Annotated in this window: 19 protein-coding genes; 10 read left to right on the top strand and 9 right to left on the bottom strand. The window is 54.1% G+C overall.

Annotated elements, in window-relative coordinates; translation table 11 throughout:
* Positions 1-59: 59 nt before the first annotated feature.
* Both NH461_RS24240 and NH461_RS24235 read right to left on the bottom strand, forming a co-directional pair.
* A complete protein-coding gene (locus tag NH461_RS24240) occupies positions 60-1,016 on the bottom strand; it encodes a hypothetical protein (RefSeq protein ID WP_261603517.1) in 957 nt (318 codons plus the stop codon).
* A 424-nt stretch (positions 1,017-1,440) separates the two neighbouring features.
* Positions 1,441-1,992 carry a 3'-5' exonuclease gene (locus NH461_RS24235; RefSeq protein WP_261603516.1) on the bottom strand — a complete coding sequence of 184 codons (552 nt, stop codon included), beginning with the start codon at positions 1,990-1,992 and terminating at the stop codon, positions 1,441-1,443.
* A 224-nt stretch (positions 1,993-2,216) separates the two neighbouring features.
* On the opposite strand from NH461_RS24235, the gene NH461_RS24230 reads away from it, so the two are divergent.
* Positions 2,217-3,431 (top strand): serine hydrolase domain-containing protein, encoded by a 1,215-nt coding sequence (locus tag NH461_RS24230; protein ID WP_261603515.1) that lies wholly within the window; start codon positions 2,217-2,219, stop codon positions 3,429-3,431.
* A 154-nt stretch (positions 3,432-3,585) separates the two neighbouring features.
* The gene (locus NH461_RS24225; RefSeq protein ID WP_261603514.1) at positions 3,586-4,146 is read left to right on the top strand and encodes an outer membrane beta-barrel protein; all 561 of its coding nucleotides are present in this window, start codon (positions 3,586-3,588) and stop codon (positions 4,144-4,146) included.
* A 66-nt stretch (positions 4,147-4,212) separates the two neighbouring features.
* Here NH461_RS24225 and NH461_RS24220 read toward each other — a convergent pair whose 3' ends face one another.
* A complete protein-coding gene (locus NH461_RS24220; protein WP_261603513.1) occupies positions 4,213-5,106 on the bottom strand; it encodes a LysR substrate-binding domain-containing protein in 894 nt (297 codons plus the stop codon).
* Positions 5,107-5,240: 134 nt separating this feature from the next.
* On the opposite strand from NH461_RS24220, the gene NH461_RS24215 reads away from it, so the two are divergent.
* From NH461_RS24215 to NH461_RS24205, 3 genes are all read left to right on the top strand, one after another.
* On the top strand, positions 5,241-6,164 hold the full coding sequence (locus NH461_RS24215; protein WP_261603512.1) for a DMT family transporter: 924 nt from the start codon (positions 5,241-5,243) through the stop codon (positions 6,162-6,164).
* 131 nt (positions 6,165-6,295) lie between these two features.
* A complete protein-coding gene (locus tag NH461_RS24210; RefSeq protein ID WP_261604626.1) occupies positions 6,296-7,603 on the top strand; it encodes a DASH family cryptochrome in 1,308 nt (435 codons plus the stop codon).
* A gap of 86 nt (positions 7,604-7,689) precedes the next feature.
* The gene (locus NH461_RS24205) at positions 7,690-9,252 is read left to right on the top strand and encodes a cryptochrome/photolyase family protein (RefSeq protein WP_410000123.1); all 1,563 of its coding nucleotides are present in this window, start codon (positions 7,690-7,692) and stop codon (positions 9,250-9,252) included.
* A gap of 16 nt (positions 9,253-9,268) precedes the next feature.
* Here NH461_RS24205 and tnaA read toward each other — a convergent pair whose 3' ends face one another.
* The 3 genes from tnaA to NH461_RS24195 form a co-directional block, all read right to left on the bottom strand.
* Complete coding sequence (gene tnaA / locus NH461_RS24200; protein ID WP_261603510.1) at positions 9,269-10,756, bottom strand: tryptophanase; 1,488 nt, start codon at positions 10,754-10,756, stop codon at positions 9,269-9,271.
* 271 nt (positions 10,757-11,027) lie between these two features.
* Positions 11,028-11,102, bottom strand: a complete 75-nt coding sequence (tnaC, locus tag NH461_RS25860) for a tryptophanase leader peptide (protein WP_410000151.1) — start codon at positions 11,100-11,102, stop codon at positions 11,028-11,030.
* A gap of 288 nt (positions 11,103-11,390) precedes the next feature.
* Positions 11,391-11,930, bottom strand: coding sequence for a MarR family winged helix-turn-helix transcriptional regulator (locus NH461_RS24195; protein ID WP_261603509.1), 540 nt, complete (start codon positions 11,928-11,930; stop codon positions 11,391-11,393).
* Between the two features lie 125 nt (positions 11,931-12,055).
* Here NH461_RS24195 and NH461_RS24190 point away from each other — a divergent pair, with 125 nt between their 5' ends.
* The 3 genes from NH461_RS24190 (at position 12,056) to NH461_RS24180 (ending at position 15,677) form a co-directional block, all read left to right on the top strand.
* Positions 12,056-12,946: a DMT family transporter gene (locus NH461_RS24190; RefSeq protein WP_261603508.1), complete on the top strand. Its 891-nt coding sequence runs from the start codon at positions 12,056-12,058 to the stop codon at positions 12,944-12,946.
* A gap of 57 nt (positions 12,947-13,003) precedes the next feature.
* On the top strand, positions 13,004-13,645 hold the full coding sequence (locus NH461_RS24185) for a nitroreductase family protein (protein ID WP_261603507.1): 642 nt from the start codon (positions 13,004-13,006) through the stop codon (positions 13,643-13,645).
* A 196-nt stretch (positions 13,646-13,841) separates the two neighbouring features.
* The gene (locus NH461_RS24180) at positions 13,842-15,677 is read left to right on the top strand and encodes a hybrid-cluster NAD(P)-dependent oxidoreductase (protein WP_261603506.1); all 1,836 of its coding nucleotides are present in this window, start codon (positions 13,842-13,844) and stop codon (positions 15,675-15,677) included.
* 134 nt (positions 15,678-15,811) lie between these two features.
* On the opposite strand, the gene NH461_RS24175 is transcribed toward NH461_RS24180, so the two are convergent.
* A complete protein-coding gene (locus tag NH461_RS24175) occupies positions 15,812-16,339 on the bottom strand; it encodes a copper resistance protein NlpE (RefSeq protein WP_261603505.1) in 528 nt (175 codons plus the stop codon).
* Positions 16,340-16,558: 219 nt separating this feature from the next.
* Positions 16,559-17,275, bottom strand: a complete 717-nt coding sequence (locus NH461_RS24170) for an HD domain-containing protein (RefSeq protein WP_261603504.1) — start codon at positions 17,273-17,275, stop codon at positions 16,559-16,561.
* A 113-nt stretch (positions 17,276-17,388) separates the two neighbouring features.
* On the opposite strand from NH461_RS24170, the gene NH461_RS24165 reads away from it, so the two are divergent.
* Together NH461_RS24165 and NH461_RS24160 are read left to right on the top strand one after the other, a co-directional pair.
* Positions 17,389-18,447 (top strand): GlxA family transcriptional regulator, encoded by a 1,059-nt coding sequence (locus NH461_RS24165; protein WP_261603503.1) that lies wholly within the window; start codon positions 17,389-17,391, stop codon positions 18,445-18,447.
* An 84-nt stretch (positions 18,448-18,531) separates the two neighbouring features.
* Positions 18,532-19,428, top strand: coding sequence for a LysR substrate-binding domain-containing protein (locus tag NH461_RS24160; protein ID WP_261603502.1), 897 nt, complete (start codon positions 18,532-18,534; stop codon positions 19,426-19,428).
* Positions 19,429-19,452: 24 nt separating this feature from the next.
* On the opposite strand, the gene NH461_RS24155 is transcribed toward NH461_RS24160, so the two are convergent.
* The gene (locus NH461_RS24155) at positions 19,453-21,276 is read right to left on the bottom strand and encodes a sigma-54-dependent Fis family transcriptional regulator (RefSeq protein WP_261603501.1); all 1,824 of its coding nucleotides are present in this window, start codon (positions 21,274-21,276) and stop codon (positions 19,453-19,455) included.
* Positions 21,277-21,615: the final 339 nt, after the last annotated feature.

Below are 21,615 nucleotides of genomic sequence, written 5' to 3'. Positions count from 1 at the left end.
GCTTCCAAAACGGAGCGGCGGTATGTAAAACACGCATCTGCTATTCAGTGAACGCTTAATTAAGCACCTGAACCGCCAGCGCTACCTGCGCTACCTGTAGTTCCGGTCGGAACTTCTGGCTCAGGGTTTGGCACTGGCTTAGCAATGTCAGTACCTTTATCAACATTTTCTTTCACAACCGGTGGAATATCATCGATTGTTGTTTTCGGATCAGTCATAGTTGCCAGATCTTCAGGCTTTTCTTTCACAGCCTCAACAGTCGCTTTCACATCAACCACAACCGCTGCACCTTTACCGTCCGCACCACCAGCTGGGTAGAACGGGTTAGTAGCCGTCACTGTGGTGGTCAGGTTCTTCGCCAGTACGGCAGTTTGTGTCGTCGTCAGCGTACCTTTCTGAACAATCACATCCGTCAGAACGTGTGTTGTTGCTGTCAGCTGACCACCAAGCTTCTTGGTATTTTGATCCGCGCTGCTTTCAAGTGTCTTGATTGAACCTTCCAGATCAGTCACCAGTTGCGCAACAGTCAGACCACCAGCATTCAGGACATCGCCCAAGCCCAGGTTTGTCAGAACAGTCGTTGCCGTCGACTCGTTGTAGTCCGCATCACCCAGCTCTTGGGTGATCAGCGTCGTCAACGGCGTTGCAACCACAGGGGAACTCGTAGTCGCAAGACCACGTGGAATGCTGAGTGAAACTTCATCCATCGCTTTACCATTAGATACGTCCACCGCACCGACAGTCGGGGCAAACGTAAACTTACAGGTTTCAGGATTGGTGATGATCAAAGCCGCCGCAGTCGCAGAGACCGTTGAAAAACCGCTCCAAGCTGTTTTCGGCAATGTGCCGGTTTCAGTCTCACCATCATTAGTACAGGTAAAAGAGCCTGCGATATTCTGGATTGCACCATCAAACGCCTGAACCTTGTAAGTAGAACCCGTGCGAGCCTCATTACTATTATTACAGCCAGCCAGCAGGGCAGCAGCCAAACACGCTGTCAGAAATTTAGTTTTCAAAATTGTTTCCTTTATAGTTTTAATCCATAAACAGCGCATATCTTATCTGTTCAATTTTGCTGTGTAAATAATCACTCTCTCTAAATAAAAAATTTCAAAAAATTTCAATAAAAGCGATCATCCGTGCAGTTATCACGATTGAATCATATTCAATAAGCCTCCATTCAAATGAAATGCTATTGACCGTTAAATTTCAATTTGTTGCGTGCCTAGTTACGATACCCGCCCCCACCAGCAGCCAATAGAACTAAAACAGAGCGTCAACTTTCAAATCGAAATCGCCAATTTATTGACAAATAAGATTGACCGACAACACCACAAAAAAATATAAGTACGGAAACGAAAGAAGGAAAAAAAAGATGTCTCAGAAAGCGCTGATACCACCGTGTTCAATCGAACGACTGTGATATCAACGATATAGGTCTCAAGCGCTATGTTCCGGTGACAGAAATAGGGTTTTTGCCAGTCGGGCGAGGTTATAGGCGTCGACATAACCGGAGTGATGGCGCCCTTCCCATTCCAGGCCTGCCATATCCATCGCGGCCCGCAAGCCACAACGCTTATTGCTCACATGGCGTTGCAGGCGAAACAGCGTCGCCAGGTTCAGGTATTCGTTAAACGGGACTTTCAAATCTTTGGCTTTGCATTCGGCCCGCAAAATCGCATCATCCCGCCCCCAGGCAGCATAAATCTTATGCCGGCCGCCAAACTTCTGCTCGACGGATTTCAGAATCGTCGCCAGCGGCTTACCGTTTTTTGCGATGACATCCGGCTTAATACCTGTCAGTTCTGTACAAAATGGCGACACTTCATCGTGCTCCGGCTTGACGAAATGCTGTGCCCGGCGAACGATCTGGCCCGTGACTAAATCCAGCTCCGCAACACCAATTTCGATGATTTCGCCGGTTCTGGATTCCCGACCATCATTCCAGCAGCACATTTCGAGGTCAAAGCAAACAATGCGATTAAAATTCATTCTGTTTCCGGCACAACACTAACAAGGGCACGCAGGATACCATTTCAAAGACAGCATGGGCAAAGGCGAGGTCTATCAGAGTATCAATCGATGAAGCCGGCTCGGGAGAGACAGTTTGACCTGTCACGAAAAACGTTGACTGCATCATGATGTTTTCTGGCCCCGGCAGACGCTTTCAACCACACTGTTGTTGGGAAAAGTGCACCTCAAACGGAGTGAAAACCTTGAAGCACAAAATCTATCAATGGACCGCAGCCCTTCTCATTCTATTGGTTGGGGGAATGGGCTATTTTCACACCGAACTGCGCCAGCTCTATCATACCGTGCGCCTGTTTGAGCCAGAGTTGATTATCCGGAATTTCTCAAACATGGCGCAGATTTTTCCCTCGATAACCATCCCTCGCACCGGCCCGGTCGAACAATTCAAGTATCGGCCCCAGCCGCTTCCCAGCGCGTTTTTATATCAAGGCGCGGAGCACTCCATCCAGCGATGGCTGTCGGCCTCCAGCACCACGGCGCTGGTGGTGCTAAAAAGCGATAGTATTACGTTTGAAAACTATTTTCAGGGAACCGGTGAAAGTGATGCCCGGATTTCCTGGTCGATGGCGAAATCGTTTCTCAGCGCGCTATTTGGCGTCGCGGTTGAGGAAGGAGCCATTGCTGACTTAAATTCCCCCGTCACGGATTATGTGCCCAGCCTGAAAGGCTCCGGTTATGACGGCGTTTCGATTAAAGATGTGCTGCAAATGTCCAGCGGGGTGTGCTTCAACGAGGATTATGGCGATTTTAACAGTGACATCAACCGCATGGGGAGACTGATGGCGCTCGGTGGCAGTTTTGATGAATTTGCCGCCACGTTACAACGATGGCGAACACCAGGCACTTACATGGCTTATATCAGTATCGACACCCATGTCCTGGGCATGGTTTTACGGGCTGCCACCGGCCAACGGATCAGCGACTACTTTGAAACCAGGCTCTGGTCCAAGCTTCAACCAGAAGGCGATGCCATTTACCTGACTGACAGTACCGGAGAGCCTATGGTGCTGGGCGGCCTTAACCTGATGAGTCGAGACTATCTGCGCTTCGGTAAACTGTATCGGGATTTCGGACGATTGAATGGCGAGCAGATTATTCCGGCGCAGTGGATTGAGGACAGCATCACCCCGGATGCACCGCACTTAGTTCCAGGAAAAAGAGCCAACGCCAGCACCCATTGGGGATACGGTTATCAATGGTGGATCCCAGAACATGCCAATCAAGAATTTGTCGCCATCGGCATCTATGGTCAATACATCTATATCAACCGGAAAGCGGATGTGGTGATCGTTAAAAACAGCACGGATACCCATTTTATGGCCAATCACTACGAGAGCATGGAACTTGCGCTGGCTGCATTCAGGGCCATTTCAGATGCACTCACACCCCCACCATCCTGATGCAATTGAATGCATTTCAATCAACACAGGTCCATTCAGTGACCAAATACCTCGATAATAATGACAAACATCACACAAGCAAAAAAATGTCATTCATAAACAAAAAGTTAGTCTATATGCTCCTGCCGCGGTTATATCAAACTAGGAACATATAATGAAAAAAACACTGATTAGTTTAAGCCTGATTGCAGCCCTTGCCCCAGCCATGGCAAACGCAGCCGGTGGTTATGTTGGCGCCTCACTGGGTCAAACCAACTACGAAGATTTGTTTACCGATGAAGATAAAGACGCCGCTGCATCATTAGGCGTTTCGATTGATGATGAAGATACCGGCTTAAAGCTATTCGGTGGCGCTAACTTCAACGAATTTGTCAGCATGGAAGCCCATCTGGCGACCCTTGGTGGGGTAACTATCGAAGGCAGAGGCGGTAACGTAGAAATTGAGACTGGAACTGTCGGTGCATCGCTAGTGGGACACCTACCGCTGGGCGATCACTTTAAGCTGTTCGGTAAGTTTGGTGTCCATTTCTGGAATGCCGATATGAACACCTCATCTAGTTCGATCACTTTTACAGATGACGGTACCGATACCTTCTTTGGTGCAGGCGCACTTTATCAGATGGATAAATTCTCTATCCGCGGTGAATTCGAGCGCTACACCCTGGATGAAATCGATGTGGACTTCATCTCTGTGGGCTTAGCTTACCACTTCTAAGCCGCTCACTGTTTATCGGGGACAACCAAAGTCCCCGGTAATCACCTCATTAAACCCTATCCGCAACTAACTTCGGGCAAACTCTCCTCGCAACCAACTTCTGAGCACCTGTATACTTTCTTGTTTTAGCCTGTCCGGGGAACACACCAGGTAAAAATGGCGCTGCGGATGAATCACAGCGCGCCCCACCTGAGTCAGCATGCCCTGCTCAATTTCATCGCGCACAAACTGCTGATGGGTGATCAATACACCCAACTGACGGATGGTCGCCTGAACCGCTTGCACAGAGGTGCTAAATGTTAAGTTTTTCTGTGAAGGAGGAGCTGAAATTTCACTAGCCTGGCACCAAAGCTGCCAGTCATCTTGCCTTCGGGGATTGGTCACATAAATAGCCGGATAGCGACTTAACAGCTGCTCAGGGCCTTCTTGTGACTGGGCCAGCAGATGGGGACTGCAGATCATAATCAATGCATCATCCCCGAGCTTCTCACAGTGATAACCCGGCCAATCTTCCGGCTGTCCGTGGATCAGCGCGACATCGACACCTTCCTGTTCTAAATCAAACACATGGTTCAAGGTGGAAATCCGCACATCAATCTGCGGGGCGACTTGCTGGAAGTCCGGCACCCTTGGGATCCACCAGTGCAGCGCTAGGGAGTTCACCATATTCAAGGTCAACCGGTTGCTACTTGCTTCCCGGGCCAACGACTCACTGGCTTCGACAATCTGGCTCAGCGCCGGTGCCACCTGACGATAGTACTTCCGTCCGGCCGCGTTCAGCTCGACCCGGCGTCCGACGCGGCGAAACAGCGGCCGGTTGAGTTGCGCTTCCAGCGCCTTGATCGCCTGGCTCACCGCAGAGTGGCTGACATACAGCACCTCGGCCGCGTCCGTCATACTGCCGGTTTCAGCCACCGCGACAAAAGCATAAATGGACTTTAAAGGAACAAGCTTTTTCATCTGTAAGTTTTTCTAACCATTTTAGTCAGTATTATTCGCTTTTTTGATTCCTGCAAGCCTCCTACACTGACCGCAACAACACTGGACTGACGACAACGCCCCGCCAGTCTGATACACCCACTCGGGAGGTGCCGATGACAACCGATTTCCGGCCGGTCTTATTGATGCTGGCTTCCACATTCAGCCTGTCTCTGAACGGCCTGCTCGCCAAATGGCTAACCGACAGCTTCAGTATTGAAACCCTGGGGTTTCTGCGCTTTATCTTGCCTGCAGTGATCATGCTGGCGATGCTAAAAGTCTCCGGGTGGGTCGCCCCGACCCGGCAACACTGGCGGAGCATTATCCTGCGGTCACTGTGCGTCATCGGCACCCAGGTCTGTTTTTTGATTGCCCTGAACACCTTAACCCTGATCGAAAGCGTGGTGCTGTTCAGTACCGGTCCCCTGTTTATGCCTTTATTAGAAAAGCTGATGTTAAAAACCCCGGTACGACCGCTGACACTCGGCTGCCTGGCCATCACCTTTATCGGCGTCCTGCTTCAGGCGGACAGGTCACAAGGCATCGAGCCTCGCCCGGAACTACTGGTAGGCTTGGCCGCCGGATTCTTTAATGCCTGTTCACAACTCACCCTCTTTCAGGGCAGTAAAAGTCAACTCCCCGCAACAGCTCTCAATGGCTGGTGTTTTTTCATGGCCGGACTCTTCATGCTGCCACTGACGCTGGCAGATGTCTGGCAACATGGTTTACCCGAGCTGTCCGCCACAGCTCCAGAAAACATGACGCTGCTTTTCCTGTTATTGCTGGCGATGAGCACCACCAATACCCAATTGTGTCGGGCCAAAGCCTATCAGTATGCTCAAACCGGCTCCCAACTCGCCCCACTCATTTATACCAACCTGGCTTTCGCCCTGCTCTGGCAACTCTGTTTCTTTGAGCAGCAACTTCACGGGCATCAAATCAGCGGCATTGCGCTGATTATCATCGCCACCGTACTCAATACTTTCGGCCTCGGCTGGTTACAGGCTCTTCGCCGACAAAGGCCAACAGCACACCCGTGAGCTGGCAACAACACCCATCGCTGACGTGATCCCGGCTTTCACTCACTGAAACCAGAAAACACAGTTGACCGCAATGCCGCCGAACTATAGTTATCAATCATCAACATAAAACAAACGATCAGGCGGTGATGATGACAACCGGACTCTATCTGTTCTCCAATGATCTGCGACTTCATGACAATCCGGCGCTACAACGGGCAGCCGATGAGGTCGACACCCTGCTGTGTGTTTACTGCCTGCCACTGAGTAAAATCAACCGGCTGCCCTATCACACCAACCCACTCGGCCCCTGGCGCCAGCTGTTTCTCTTACAGTCACTGGCCGATCTGGCGCAGCAACTGACCCGGCTCGGACAGCAACTACTGGTTGTGCTGGAACATCCGCTGAACACGCTTCCGGCACTCATCACCCAATACAACGTCACCCGCCTCTATCGCAGCCAGCATGCCGGTACTTATGAAAACCAAAGCTGGCAAACATTGACCGAACGCTATCCCTACCTGTCATTCACCACCACGCCCAGCCACACGCTCTTCACCCCGGAAGCGCTGCCATTTCACATAGAGCAGCTCCCACCCACTTTCTCGCAGTTTCGCAAGCGGGTTGATGAACTGCCGATCCGGCATCCGCTCCCGGCCCTGACCCATTTACCACCGCCCCCCCAAAATTTGCTGCATTTTGATGTGCTGAGCTCGCTGCTCACCCATCGCCCCTCCGTTTTTCATGGTGGCGAACAAGCAGCCCTCCGGCAACTTCAACGTTACTTTTCCAGCCGGGCCCCCAGTGACTACAAACAAACCCGAAATGCCCTCGACGGCTGGGAGAACTCGACCAAATTCTCACCCTGGCTGGCGCTGGGCTGTCTCTCCGCCCGATCCCTCATCGATCAACTCACCCAGTTCGAGGCCCAGGTTGAGCGCAACACCTCGACCGGCTGGATCAAGTTTGAACTCTTGTGGCGCGAATATTTTCAATGGTATGCCCACCGTTACCCGACCAGGCTGTTTGCCTTTCGCGGCATCAAGCGTCACGGGCCCAACACCAGCTACTATGCCGAGCGTTATCGGCGCTGGTGCAACGGCAATACGCCCTATCCCATCGTCAACGCCTGCATGCACCAACTCAACCAGACCGGATACATGTCAAACCGAGGCAGGCAACTGGTTGCCAGCTGTCTGGTCCATGAGCTGAGTCTGGATTGGCGCTACGGTGCCGCCTACTTTGAACAGCAACTGCTTGATTACGACGTAGCATCAAACTGGGGCAACTGGCAGTACATCGCCGGAGTCGGTGCCGATCCCAAAGAACACCGCCATTTTCATCTGGAAAAACAAACCCAACGCTATGATCCGGATGGCACCTTTATTCGTACATGGAAAGGCGATCAACACGACGGAAATCTGGATGCGATGGATGCTGCGGACTGGCCCCGGCTCTGAAACAAGTCACGACCCTGAAGCCATTCAACGACTGCAAAACCATTCGGCCACGGGCACCACGTCACAGCCACCATTATTTTTGAGCCATGATGAGCAAGACAAACTATCGAACACTGCGGCTGATCCTTGGCGATCAGCTCAATCCTTCCCACAGCTGGTATCGGGAGAATCAGCCGGACACCCTGTACCTGATTGCCGAGCTTCACCAGGAAGCCGGCTACACCAAACACCACGTCCAGAAAATCTGCGCGTTTTTTGCCGCCATGCAACAATTCGCCCAAGGACTGCGCCAGGCAGGACATCATGTCTTGCATCTGACTTTGGATGACACGGCTGATTTTGAGTCACTGCCGATGTTGCTCAACCATCTCATCGAGCAATACCAAATCACCCATCTCGATTTTCAGCGCCCCGATGAGTACCGACTTTACGAGCAATTACATCGCCTGACGCTACCTGACGGCGTTTCGCTGCGGGAATGGGATAGTGAGCACTTCCTGCTGCCATTTGCCGAACTCGCCGAGCAGTTTCCCCGAGGGAAATCCGTGCTCATGGAGCACTTTTACCGCCGGATGCGCAAACGTTTTGATATTTTAATGGCAGACGGCAAACCGGAAGGCGGCCAATGGAATTTCGACAAACACAATCGCCAAACCTTCAAATCGGCAGACATCAAGGCCGTTCCGGCACCGCTGCTATTTGCCAATGACGTTGGTGATATTCTAAAACGACTGAAACGACATCAGGTCGCCACCATTGGTGAAACCGGTGATCCATTGCTGTGGCCGGTCAACCGCCAGCAAGCAAAGCAGCTGCTGGCATTTTTCTGCAAACAATGTCTACCGAATTTCGGTCGCTTTCAGGATGCGATGACGGAACACTCGCCCCATGGCTGGAGCTTGTATCACTCCCGGCTCTCATTTACCCTAAACAGCAAAATGCTGCACCCGATGCAGGTGATTCAGGCCGTGTTGGATGCGTACCGAGCACAACCGGACCAAATCGACATCGCTCAGGTGGAAGGGTTTATCCGCCAGATCCTCGGCTGGCGGGAATACATCCGCGGGGTTTACTGGGGTAACATGCCAAATTATTGCAACCACAACGCACTGGATGCCCAACGCAGCCTGCCCGCCTTCTTCTGGGATGGCAACACCAAGATGGCCTGCATGAAAGCGGCCATCGGCCAGTCCTTGAGTCATGCCTATGCTCACCATATTCAACGCCTGATGGTAACCGGGAACTTCTGCCTGCTGGCCGGCATCCATCCCGATGAAGTGGATGCCTGGTATCTGGGGATTTACGTCGATGCGATTGAATGGGTCGAGCTCCCCAACACCCGGGGCATGAGTCAGTTTGCCGATCACGGCGTGGTCGCCACCAAGCCCTATGCCGCCAGCGGGAACTATATCAACAAGATGAGTGACTACTGCCGGGACTGCCATTACAACGTCAAGGAAAAGCTCGGGGAGCAAGCCTGCCCACTCAACAGTCTTTACTGGCATTTTCTCCATCATCATGACAAACAACTGAGCCGAAACCCGCGAATTGGGATGATTTACCGCAGCTGGGATCAACTCAGCCCGGACCAACAACAAGCCGTGTTAGACCGGGCTGAATACTGTTTAGCTCATTTATCGGAGCTGTAATGACAGTGTCTGGGTTCTACTCCTCAGCGATGATTGCTGCGATGGTTTGCTGCGCCGATTCCCTGGCTGGCGTAAAAACCGCTTCTGTTTCTACCTCTTTGAGCCGGGCAGTAAAGTGGCGCAGCACTGCTGGCTCGTAAGTAAAGGTCAGCCCTTTCACGTTCATCGCATTGGCTTTTACTTTCTCGAATGCCTCAATGATGAAATCCATATGGGTTTGGGTATAAGTTGCCCGCGGAATGGTCAGACGCAGCAATTCTGCCGGACACGACATCTGCTCACCGGTGGCCGGATCGCGGCCCTGCAACAGGGAACCGATTTCCACCGCTCGGATCCCGGCGACTTTATACAGCTCACACGCCAGCGCATGGGCCGGGAACTGATCAGACGGAATATGCGGCAACAGCTTCCCGGCATCGACAAACGCCGCATGGCCACCGGCCTGCTGACACACAATGCCGACCGCTTCCAGCCCATCAACCAGATATTTGACCTGACCGATCCGGTACGCCAGCCAGTCCTGACGCATCCCTTCATAGAGACCGACGGCCAGGCGCTCCATCGCGCCCCCTTCCAGCCCGCCATAAGTCGGAAAGCCTTCCTGCACCACACACAGTGTGCGGCATTCGGTGTAAACATCAAACAGCGTGTCATCTTTAAAACAAAGCAGCCCGCCCATCTGCACCATGGCATCTTTCTTGGCCGACATCGCCAACCCGTCGGCATATTTATAAGACTCTCGGGTTATCTCCTGAATCGACCAGTTCTGATATCCCGGCTCGCGCTGTTGAATAAAATACGCATTTTCCGCAAAACGGGCCGAATCCATGATCACCGGAATATCGTATTTCCGGGCAATTTCATACACAGCTTTTAAATTGGCAATAGAAACCGGCTGCCCCCCGGAAGAATTACAAGTAATGGTGCTGACAATATAAGGTACATTAGCCGGTCCGGCTTCTAAAATCGCCTGCTCTAATTTTTCCAGATCAAAGTTACCTTTAAAATCCGCCTCGACGGATGTGTCGAACGCTTCTTCGGTATAGACATTTTTTGCCACGCAGCAGTTAATTTGAGTATGTCCCTGGGTGGTATCAAAGAAATAATTCGACAGCGCCACCATTTTACGGCGATCCAGACCTTTTTCTTTTTCGCGCTTTTTAATCAGCACCGGAATATAAATCTGCTCTGCCCCCCGCCCCTGGTGCGTCGGGATCGTATACGTGTAGTCAAAGATGTCTTTCACTGCACTCGCCAGGGCATGATAGCTACGGCTGCCGCTATAGGCTTCATCGCCGCGCAACATCGCCGCCTGCATCTCCTGGGTAATCGCCCCGGTGCCGCTGTCGGTCAGCAAATCAATGAACACATCTTCGCTGTCAAGCAGAAATGGGTTCATTCCGGCGTCCAGAATCGCTTGCTCACGATATTCCCGGGTTGTTGTTTTGACCGGTTCGATGACACGAATACGAAATGGCTCAGGTAAATGTTTAAAGTTTTCCATCTTCAAATCCTTGAATATGTTTTTTCGCATCGTTCAGAAAAATCTCAATCAAATAAAATAGCGTTCCAATAAAAGAACAACGCGAATGAATTTATTTTCAAAAATATCAACCTATACGAGACTGATTTTCCAAACGGCATCATTCAATGACGTAGGTGATATCAGAAACTGATTCAAATGACGCTCTTAAAAAATAGACAGCAACGGGAACAACCCGGGTCCATCAATCACAGAGACCATCATTCAGTGCACAGAGCATGTGCAGACAGGATTAGTTCGAAGGGAAAAAGAAAGCAATTTTATAGTCGAGGGTAAACCAATCGCTGAGTATGACTAATTTATTCATCACAACACCTATTTGAAAACCATGGCTACTGAAAGCTACAGTCCCTTAATAACTAGGGTTACTTGAAAACTATCCTTATTTGAAAACCAAGCTTCCAAATGTCCTATGTATCATTATCTATAAATCAGCGTAGGCGTCTTTCATCAAAATATCAAAACGAGATCTCCACAACAAAAAATTAACATATTCCTTTTTTTGATGCCTTCCGGATACGGCGCTTATCCGTAAATCCACCAGGCGGCCTAAGGCCGCCTGTCGTTTCACCTTGGCTAATTCACCGACGACGGCTCATTCTTCCAGCACTGACAAGAGCACTTTCAGTCCTTCATCCAATTGTGCCTGCTGCTGAGTATCCAAAGCCGCCAGCCGGGATTCGATATTATCGACATGGGCAGTCACCGCCTTTTCAATCATTTCCAGCCCTTTGTCCGTCAGCTGAACCAGCAAACTGCGGGCATCTGTTGGGTTGGGCAGGCGCTCGATCAGCCCGTTACTTTCCAGCCGTTTCATCCGGTGCGTCATGGTCCCGGAGGTAATCATCAAGGTCGAAAACAACGCCGTCGGCGCCAGTCGGTACGGCGCACCGGAGCGACGCAAGGTCGCCAGCACATCAAATTCCCAGGCGCTGAGGCCGTACTCCGAAAACGTCTGCTCCAGCATGGGCTGAACCAGGGCAGCACAACGTTTCAGCCGACCGAATGTCGCCATCGCCTCCAGCCGTAAATCGGGCCGCTCGTTTTGCCATTGACTGATAATGGCATCGACGGCATCTCCCGGTGGGTTGGTCTGTTCGGCCGTATTGTCCGGCTTGGTATCTGATTTGCGCATCTCTGAATTTCCTGACTGTCCGTTGATGGGAATCAATGTGTCATAACTTTATCTTGACATCAAGACAAACCGAGTCCAAAGTAAATTTATCTTGAAGTAAAGATAAAATAACAAGGAATGACATCATGACAGGTTTCACGGCAAACAAAGCTGTTTTCAATACTCTGCTCACGGCGCTGACACCGGTGATCTGGGGCTCCACCTACATCGTGACGACCGAGTGGCTGCCGCCGGATCGCCCGTTTACTGCAGCACTGATCCGCTGCCTGCCGGCAGGATTGCTGCTGATCCTGTGGAGCCGGGCGGCGCTGCCGGCACGGATTTGGCCCAAACTGCTCACTCTGTCGCTGCTCAATATCGGGATCTTCCAGGCGTTGCTGTTTGTTGCGGCCTACCGTCTGCCGGGCGGCATTGCCGCCGTGGTCGGGGCCATTCAGCCCCTGCTGGTGATGTTGCTGGCCTGGTCTATCGATCACAATCGGCCCGCATTGGTCACATTAGGCGCTGGGCTTGCCAGCATTCTGGGGATGTCGCTGCTGTTTGTCTCTCCCGACAGTCAGTGGGATCCCATCGGCTTAACAGCAGCGGCGGCCGGGACTGGTGCCATGGCTTTAGGTACGTTTCTGTCTCGTCGCTGGCAGACCGGGATTCCCCTGCTGGCCTTTAGCGGATGGCAGCTATTTATCGGCGGCTTGTTCCTGGCCCCGGTCGCCATGCTGGTCGACCCACCGCTACCGCAACTGACCCCGGAAAACCTGATGGGCTACGGCTACCTGACCATTTTCGGCGCCCTGATTGCCTACACCCTGTGGTTCCGAGGCATCAAGCTGCTGACACCCACCTCGGTCTCAGCGCTGGGGCTGCTGAGTCCGCTCACCGCGCTGATACTTGGCTGGGTGGTGCTGGATCAGTTCCTGGATCTGCGCCAGATGGGTGGTATCCTGACCGTGCTGATTGCCATTACCGTGCTCCAGTGGCAACCTGCACCAAAAAAGCTGCAACCTCAAAAAGCCTGAGCTGAACACAACACGAACCGATTTGACGAATCATCTACAAATCACAAGGGAAAAATCATGAACCCGACACTAAGCGCGACTGAACAAAACACCGTTGCCACCCTGCTGGAATCCCGTTCGACAACCGGCCTCTATGATCCGGAGAAAACCCTGGCACCGGAAACCATTCGCGAGCTGGTCCGCCTGGCAAGCTTTTCACCGTCAGCATTTAACATGCAAAACTGGTACTTTGTCGCCGTCCAATCACCGGAAAGCAAAGAAAAACTGTCGGCATTGGCCTACGACCAGCCACAGATCAAAGCGGCCGCAGTGACATATATTGTCTGTGGTCAGATGGAAGAATACCGGGAGCTGGGCAAGACATTGCAACTGTCTGTCGACAAGCAAATCATCTCTCCCGCGATTCAGCAATTGTGGGTGGAAACGGCCACATCGATGCACGAAAATAACCGCCAGTTACAGCGTGATGAAGCCATCCGCTCCGCCTCATTATCAGCCATGAGCCTGATCATTGCGGCCGAAGGCATGGGTCTGGCGTCCGGTACTGTCGGCGGCTTTGACGCGGACGGTATTGTCGCGGAATTTGGCTTAAGTGCGCAGGATATTCCGGTCTTGCTGGTCACGGTTGGGTATGCGAGCGAGGGCAACTGGCCGCAGAAAGTCCGCAAACCGGTCGAGGCGATCCTGGATATCTGCTAGTCCTTTCGGGAAGTGGTCAACCCGACCACTTCCCGCCTGCCTTTCGTCACACGATTCCTTGCCTGTCGCATCGGTTCCAACCCCACCTAAGTGCACCTGCACACATAAAATCTGCGTCAGCCGATGATTCTGCCGCGCCGTTTGTTTAAAATAGCGACGAAAAATAACAGCCATCATATTACGCAAGGAAGTGAACGTGAGTCAGTCAGCCACCCCGCAAGCCGCCGTGCTTTCGCAAATCAACGTCTTTCCGGTCAAATCGATTCGTGGCCTGAGCCTGTCGCAAGCCTGGGTCGAAAAACAAGGCCTCAGCTTCGATCGCCGCTTTATGGTCGCCAAACCCGATGGCAGTATGATCACCGCCCGCAAACACCCGGCCCTGATCAAAGTGACCGCCACGCTCCAACCGCAGGGCCTGACCCTGAGCTACCCGGAGATGTCGCCGCTGGTGCTGAAATACGACCAATTCGCCCTGAACGAAACCGATACCCAGGTGTGGAAAGACAATTTCAGCGCCTATACCACCACGTCGAGAGCCGATACCTGGTTCAGCCATCTCCTCGGCGAGCCGGTCAAACTACTCTTTACCGGCGAGCAATCTAACCGGGTACGGCCGAAAATCCAGCAAAACGTCAGCTTTGCCGATGGTTACCCTATGCTAGTGATCAGTGAAGGTTCGCTGCAAGCGCTGAACGATCGCAGCACCCAGTACCACTCCATGGATCAGTTTCGCACCAACCTGGTGGTGTCCGGCACCGAAGCCTTTGCCGAAGACAACTGGAAACGCATTCGGATCGGAGAAGTGGAATTTGAAGCAGTGAAACCCTGTGCGCGCTGTATTATGACCACGGTCAACCCGAAAACCGGCCAATTCAACGCACTCAAAGAGCCATTGGCCACCCTGCTGAAATTCCGCGCCGATCGGAGCGGTGATGTCTTTTTCGGTCAGAATCTCGTCGCCCGTAACGAAGGCGTGATCAGAGCCGGCGATCCTGTTGAGGTGCTGGAAACCAAACCCAAAGAAGTTTATCCCGACAACAGCACCCTGAATCTGACGCTCACCTGCGTCGAGCGTGAAACCATTGCCCGGGATTTCTGTACCTTCTGGCTCGAACCGGTCAAACAGCAGACCCTGCCCGCCTACCAGCCGGGCCAGCACCTGCCAATCCAACTGGAAATCAATGGCGAGTTTATCTCCCGCCGGTACACCCTTTCTTCGAGCCCGTCACGCCCCGGCCGTTACGCCATCTCCGTCAAACGTGTCGACGAAGGACGGGTGTCCAACTGGCTCCATGATCACTTCCAGGTCGGTGACAGCCTGGTGGCCGAGCAGCCGAACGGTAGCTTCCACCTGGGGGTCCACACCGACAAGCTGCTCCTGCTCTCGGCGGGCAGCGGGATCACCCCGATGCTCTCCATGCTGCGCTATCTGGCCGACCATCAGCAGATTAAGGATGTGGTGTTTTATCATCAGTGCCGCACCCGGCAGGACATTCCATGCCAACAAGAATTGGATTTGCTGACCGCACAGTTCCCGCAGCTCAGCGTGCAGATCGCCCTCAGCCGCCCGGATACATCATGGCAAGGGCTCACAGGTCGTCTGGACGACGGACACCTGAACCAGATCCCGGCCCTGAATGAACGCCAGGTCTTTGTCTGCGGTCCGGGGGAGTTTATGAGTGAGGCCAAACGCCTGCTGCTGGCCCGCGGCCTGGATGAGTCCCACTATCATCAGGAAGCCTTCGGCCCGATCCGGGGCAACGCCGCGCCGGTTAAAGCCGTCACCATAAGCGTCAATGGCAACTTGTTTGAGGGGGATAACCAGAAAACCCTGCTCGATCAGGCCGAAGATGCCGGGCTGGGCCTTGCTTACAGCTGCCGTGCCGGATTCTGCGGCAGTTGTAAAGTGACGCTTGAATCGGGGCAGGTTGAGCAACCGGATGTACCGGCCCTGCTGCCGGGCGATCAAGAAGCGGGTCGGGTGCTGGCCTGTTGCTGTATTCCGAAAACGGATATCGAAGTGGTTTCTTGATCCTCGCTTCCCCTGCTGAAACTTTTCCGGCGAAAGCTTTCCCGGCTGAAGCGTTCGCACGGCAATCAAACTATTCTCAGGGAAAAACAAAAACGCCCGGCATGTGCCGGGCGTCGTCTTTCTTGTGTCACGTATTACTGCTTGCTCAAAATGTACTTCTCGGCAAGGTCGCCGGTGATCCGCTGGCCTTGCTGATCCAAACGGAACAATTGATTCTCGGCCACAAAATACTGGGCAAATGCGCCGTCTTCCGTCGGAACCGAAATGGTATTGCCAGCCGCATTCCAGTTAAAATTCCCGTTTGAAGAAAACTCACCGTTTTCTTTCCCCAGATATTTTTCATTCAGCGAATACGTGCCATCCATATTCAGGGTCAGCGTCACTTCAATGCCATCGCAATCTACGCAAGGCAGGGTGCCTTGATAGGTCCCGTTCCAGTCCAGGGCATTTTGCGCATTGTGGTCGGTATCAACATAGTCCGCCTGCGCGGTCATCGCATCGGTACCGGTTTGCACGGCATTCGCCTGCTCGGTGCCTGTTAACGCAACCTGCTGTTCTTGGGTTGCCGCGGCATCGGCCTGCGCCTGAGTCGAAGAGGATTGCTGATCACAGCCAGCCAGTGCCAACCCTGCAATCGCCAGTACCAGTAGTGTCTTTTTCATGATGACTCCTTCAATTCTAAAGCATCGAACACAGTGCAATTATAGTGATGCTTCTGTGCGCGCAGCGTCATCACCAGGTTAGGCCTTGGTCAAAAATCGCGGTTATATCATGGCTTTGTCAAAAACAACACATGGACCCAGCCCCAAGGCTTCCTAGAGTGTAGCGAAAATTACGGCGTCCAGGCCGGATGATTGAAAGCTTGTCGCCGCGTAAGCAACCTACCAGCGCGCTTTCGCCATCTGTTTGAGAAAGCCGAGCTCGACCAACGTCGACATATAGCTCTGCGGCTTGTGGCGGACTTCCTGTGCAATCAAGGCAATCATCCCCGGCTTAAAGCCTTCCTCCGGAAACCGGGCCAGCACTTCCTCAATCGTTCGCCGGTTCAAATCATGTCCCCAAAGCCCGGCCACATCCGCTCCGGCACCAAAATGCAGCAACGCAATTTCCGGATCGCAGCGGTGCGCCACCCCCACCGAGTTGTGCAATGCCACCATTTCATGCACCAGATCCGCTTTCTGGGGAGCCAAATCATGGCGCAGGCAAAACTCGCGGGCAGCCCGTGCACCTTCAATTTCAAACGTCTCCGCGCCCGAATAAGCCTCGGTCAGACCCAGATCATGCATCACGGAACCGACAAAAAAGACTTCTTGATCAATCGTCTGCTTCACCTTATGGGCCATCGCCAGCCCGAAGGCATAGCTGCGCAGTGAGTGATTCAGCAGAAAGCTCGGGCTGCACTCCGTCACCAGTGCCAGGGCTTTCCGGCTCAACGCACTATCGGGGATCACGTACGCTTGCGGCGGCAGATACGGTGGCTGACGACGGAATATCCGGTTCCGGGCCTTGCTAAGCGATGAAGTCGCAGCGCCGGATGCCAGGTGGCACAGCATACAGGCTTTGCCCGATTTGGGCTTGGTGGTGGTTAACGCACTCATGTCTCAATCTCCTTGGTCACACGCTCAATTGCGCCTGATTCGGTTGAAAACTGTACCGGATCTGCCACAATCCCCAAGTGGCCGATATGACAATGAGCGCAACAAATCAGACAATGCAATTTTTACGCAGGCAATCAGTACCCAAGCAATCATCTCCCCAGCACCGCCGGTCCCCACAACATCAGATCGCCGTGGCGCTCTATGACGGCGTGGTCCCGACCGATGCTTTCCTGCCCTGCGATACCTTTTCGCGGGTCACGTTACGCAACGGAGACCACCCGTATCAGGTGAAACTGTGCGCCGATTCGCCCGAGATCCGGCACCCGTTCGGCACCCTCGCAGCACCACACACCTATGCGGATCTGATCCAGGCCGATACGGTGATCCTGCCCGGTCTCCATGATCCGCTCGCCCCTTTACCGGAGGCACTCATCGCCGCCGTGCAACAGGCGGCCCAACGCGGCGCCCGAATCGCTTCCATCTGCACCGGTGCGTTTGTGCTGGCGGCTACGGGGCTCTTGAATGGCCGCCGGGCAACCACACACTGGCACTATGCCGGATTGCTCCAGGACAAGTACCCGACCATCACTGTCGATCCGGACGTGCTGTACATCGACCACGGACAGCTGCTGACTTCCGCCGGTGCCCTGGCCGGGGTCGATCTCTGTCTGCATCTGATCCGCAGCGATTTCGGCGCCGACGTCGCAGCCCTCTGCGCCCGGATGTCAGTGATGCCGCTGGAGCGCAGCGGCGGTCAGAAACAATTCATTCCCTCCCCGCCGGTTGCCGACAGTACGCACTCACTCCAGCCGCTGCTGCAATGGGCGGAAGGCCATCTGGCCGAGGCGATCACCGTGACCGAACTGGCCAGGCGAAGCGCCATGAGCTCACGTACCTTGCATCGTCGGTTTCTCGAGCAGTTGGGGATCCCGCCCACCACCTGGCTGCTCCAGCGCCGGATCCACCTCGCCCGGCAATTGCTGGAATCAACCCACCACTCCATCGAGCAGGTTGCCGGGGAAAGCGGCTTGGGCTCTGCTGCCAATCTGCGCAAGCAATTCCTGCAGGTGGTCGGCACCAGCCCGAGCGCCTATCGCAAAGCGTTTCGCAGCCCGGTCCCGGAAGCACGCACACAAGAACGGGAACGGGAGCAGGAACAAGCTGAGCCCTGAATCGATGGCGGGAACAAGGCTTGCAATTACTGCAAATTTCCTGACAATTTCGCCCCATCCCCTCAGTTTGTGATGGAAAAGAATATGTTCAATTGGGAAGGTGTCAGTGAGTTTGTCGCCGTGGCGGAAGCGGAAAGTTTTACCGCCGCCGCCAAGCGGCTCGGCATTTCAACCGCTCAGGTCAGCCGCCAGATCAGCGCCCTGGAAACCCGGCTGGGCACCAAGCTGTTTTACCGCACCACCCGCAAGGTCTCGACCACCGAAGTCGGCCGTGTCTATTACCAGCATTGCCGCCAGGTGCTGGACGGCCTGGAAGAAGCGGAGCGAGCCATCACGCACCTACAGAGCACGCCCCGGGGGACCCTGCGGATCACCGCCCCGGTCACCTATGGCGAAGGAACCATTGCCCCGCTGCTCAATGATTTTGCCTGCCAGTATCCCGAGCTGACGATTGATTTGCATCTGTCGAACAACAAAGTCGATCTGATTGAGGAAGGGTTTGATCTGGCAATTCGCCTCGGCAAACTGGAAGACTCCAGCATGATGGCTAAGCGGCTCGGTGCCCGGGCCATTTACGTGTGTGCTTCCCCAGACTACCTGTCCCGCTTCGGCCGCCCGGACTCCCTGTCTGAGCTCGATGCCCATAACTGCCTCAAAGGCACGCTGGATTACTGGCGATTTCAGGAAGGCGGCAAGTCCCGCAACATCCGGGTGAAAGGCTCGCTACGCTGTAACAGTGGCCATGCCCTGACCGATGCGGCGCTCAAAGGGCTGGGCATTGTCCAGCTCCCGGACTACTACGTCCAACCCTATCTCGACAGCGGCCAGCTCATCCCCTTGCTGGACCAGTTCACCGAAAATGACGACGGGATCTACGCGCTGTATCCCCACAATCGCCACCTGTCACCGAAAGTCCGGCTGCTGGTCGATTTCCTCAACGAGCAGTTACAGCACACCCCGGTGGCCCATAAGGCGAAGTAGAGGCCCGACAGATTCAGAGAGGTCTCATGCTCCCGAACTGATCCCGAGTTTCCGGAGTTGACGGTACAGGGTGTTGCGGCTGATCCCCAGCATCCGCGCCGTCTTGCTGATATTGCCTTTGTTGGCGCGGTAGGTCTCAAGCAAGGTATCAGACAGCGTCGTTCGCAAATCTTTGCCGGTTCCCGACGCCTGTGCCGTCTGGGGTTGGGGTTGCTGTACCAGCGGCGTCGCAATATGCTGCGGCAGGTGCGCCAACGTCAGTTGCGCAGCATGATCAGACAGTAAAGTCGCCACCCGTAACACGTTGTCCAGCTCACGAATATTGCCCGGCCAGTCGTAGCCGGACAGCAGTTGCATCAGATGCGGGCAAATCGCTTGTGCCTGCCGCCGGTGCTGACGGTGAATGGCCTCAATCAAAACGGTGCGGTCTCGACGCTCACGCAAAGCTGGCAGGGTCAGGATCAGGCCATTGAGCCGGTAATAGAGATCCTGGCGGAACTGGCCCTCTGCCACCAGCTGTTCCAGATTTTTGTGCGTTGCGGCAATGATCTGAATATCGACTTGCTGCGCCTGATTCGAGCCAATCGGCACCACTTCTTTTTCCTGCAGCACATGCAGCAGGCGGCACTGGGCGGCCAGCGGCATATCGGCAATTTCATCCAGAAACAGAATCCCGCCATCGGCCTGGCGCACTTTGCCGGGGTAGCCCTGTTTGCTGGCTCCGGTAAATGCCCCCGGCGCATAGCCAAACAACTCCGATTCAATCAACTCCTGCGGCAATGCGCCGCAATTGACCGCGACCAGTGGCCCGGCATGGCGCAGGCTGTGGCGGTGGAGCTGTTTGACGAATTCCCCCTTGCCGACCCCGGTTTCCCCGAGGATCAGCAAGCTGATGTCTTTGTTGATCAGTTTGCACGCCTGCTGCCAGGCCTGTTCAATCTGATCATCGCCATAATGAAGCGGACAAGACGGAGAATAGACCCGGGCACGCGGGATCTGCTCATGGGCGGGTGTTTCAAGCGGCTGACAATTCAGCACCAGCTCTCCGGCCGGAAGCAACATGGTACTGGCCCCGGTTTGCGGACGCGCCAGCATCGACTCCAACTGCTCCCCGGCACGCATGGTCCGTGCCAGTAACCGGGTCGCCACTGCATTCTTTGCCAGGATCCGGCCATCGGCATCAGCTATCACGATTCCCTGCCAGCCACTGTCGAGCAGCGCGGAATCGCAGGCGATATCCACCCGGAACTTGCCGTTGGGGATCTGGCACAGCAGCGCATTCTCGATTTGCTGCACCATGGTCTGGATCAGCATCCGGACCTGCTCCGAGTGCACCTGTTGCTCGCTGGTAATATCCAACACCCCCAGCAGCTCCCCGGCAGGCCCGAACACCGGCCCGGCCGAGCAGCTGATAAACCGGTGCTGGCGGATAAAATGCTGATCCCCAATCACCGAGACCACCCGCTGATCGGCCAATGCGGTACCAATCGCATTGGTGCCTTTCAGACTTTCCTGCCAGCAGACGCCGGACTCCAGCGCAATACTGGTCAGCCGTTGTTCAAATCGTGACTGTCCCCAGGCACCGATAATCACCCCTTCCTGATCGGTCAGCAGCAAACGACTGCTGGAACCAGCCAGCATTTGGTTGAACAAGGGCAAGGCCCATTGCTCGACCACCCGGATCAATCCCTGGGCATGAAACTGCCGCTCCGACAACTGCTGCTGATCCAGCCGGATGTGCTCCGGGGCCTGTTGTTGCGCCAACCCGGCCTGCTCACTGCGGCGCCAGGACTGTTCCAGCCAATTGTCACGCCAGGGGGATAGATCGGTCTCAAGAAATGGGTGCATAAGCCAACTGTTCCAGGTTGTCACAGAGCAACTGTTCCATTTTGTAGCACTTGAACAGTTTCAAGCGGTTACCGCTACTCTGGGTGAATTTAACGAGGGATTAACAAATTTTTATTAATCATAGCGTTACAAAACATTAACAACAAGTCTGCAATTCTGGCCCGTGCTTTGCGTTAGTAAGTGGGACGCAACACATCAGAACACCATAAAAATCAACGTGCTGGAACGGGCCTTGTGAGGCATCGCGACCCGGCCGAAAACATAACGTGAACAGGCCGTGACCTGAGATAGATCGGAATCACCCATCATCACGAATCGGGAACACGGCTCACCATAGCA

It is taken from the genome of Photobacterium sp. TY1-4 (genome assembly GCF_025398175.1).
In the GTDB taxonomy this organism is placed as follows: domain Bacteria; phylum Pseudomonadota; class Gammaproteobacteria; order Enterobacterales; family Vibrionaceae; genus Photobacterium.
The sequence above is the reverse complement of the archived record's forward strand: the minus strand, read 5'-3'. Positions and strand labels throughout refer to the sequence as shown.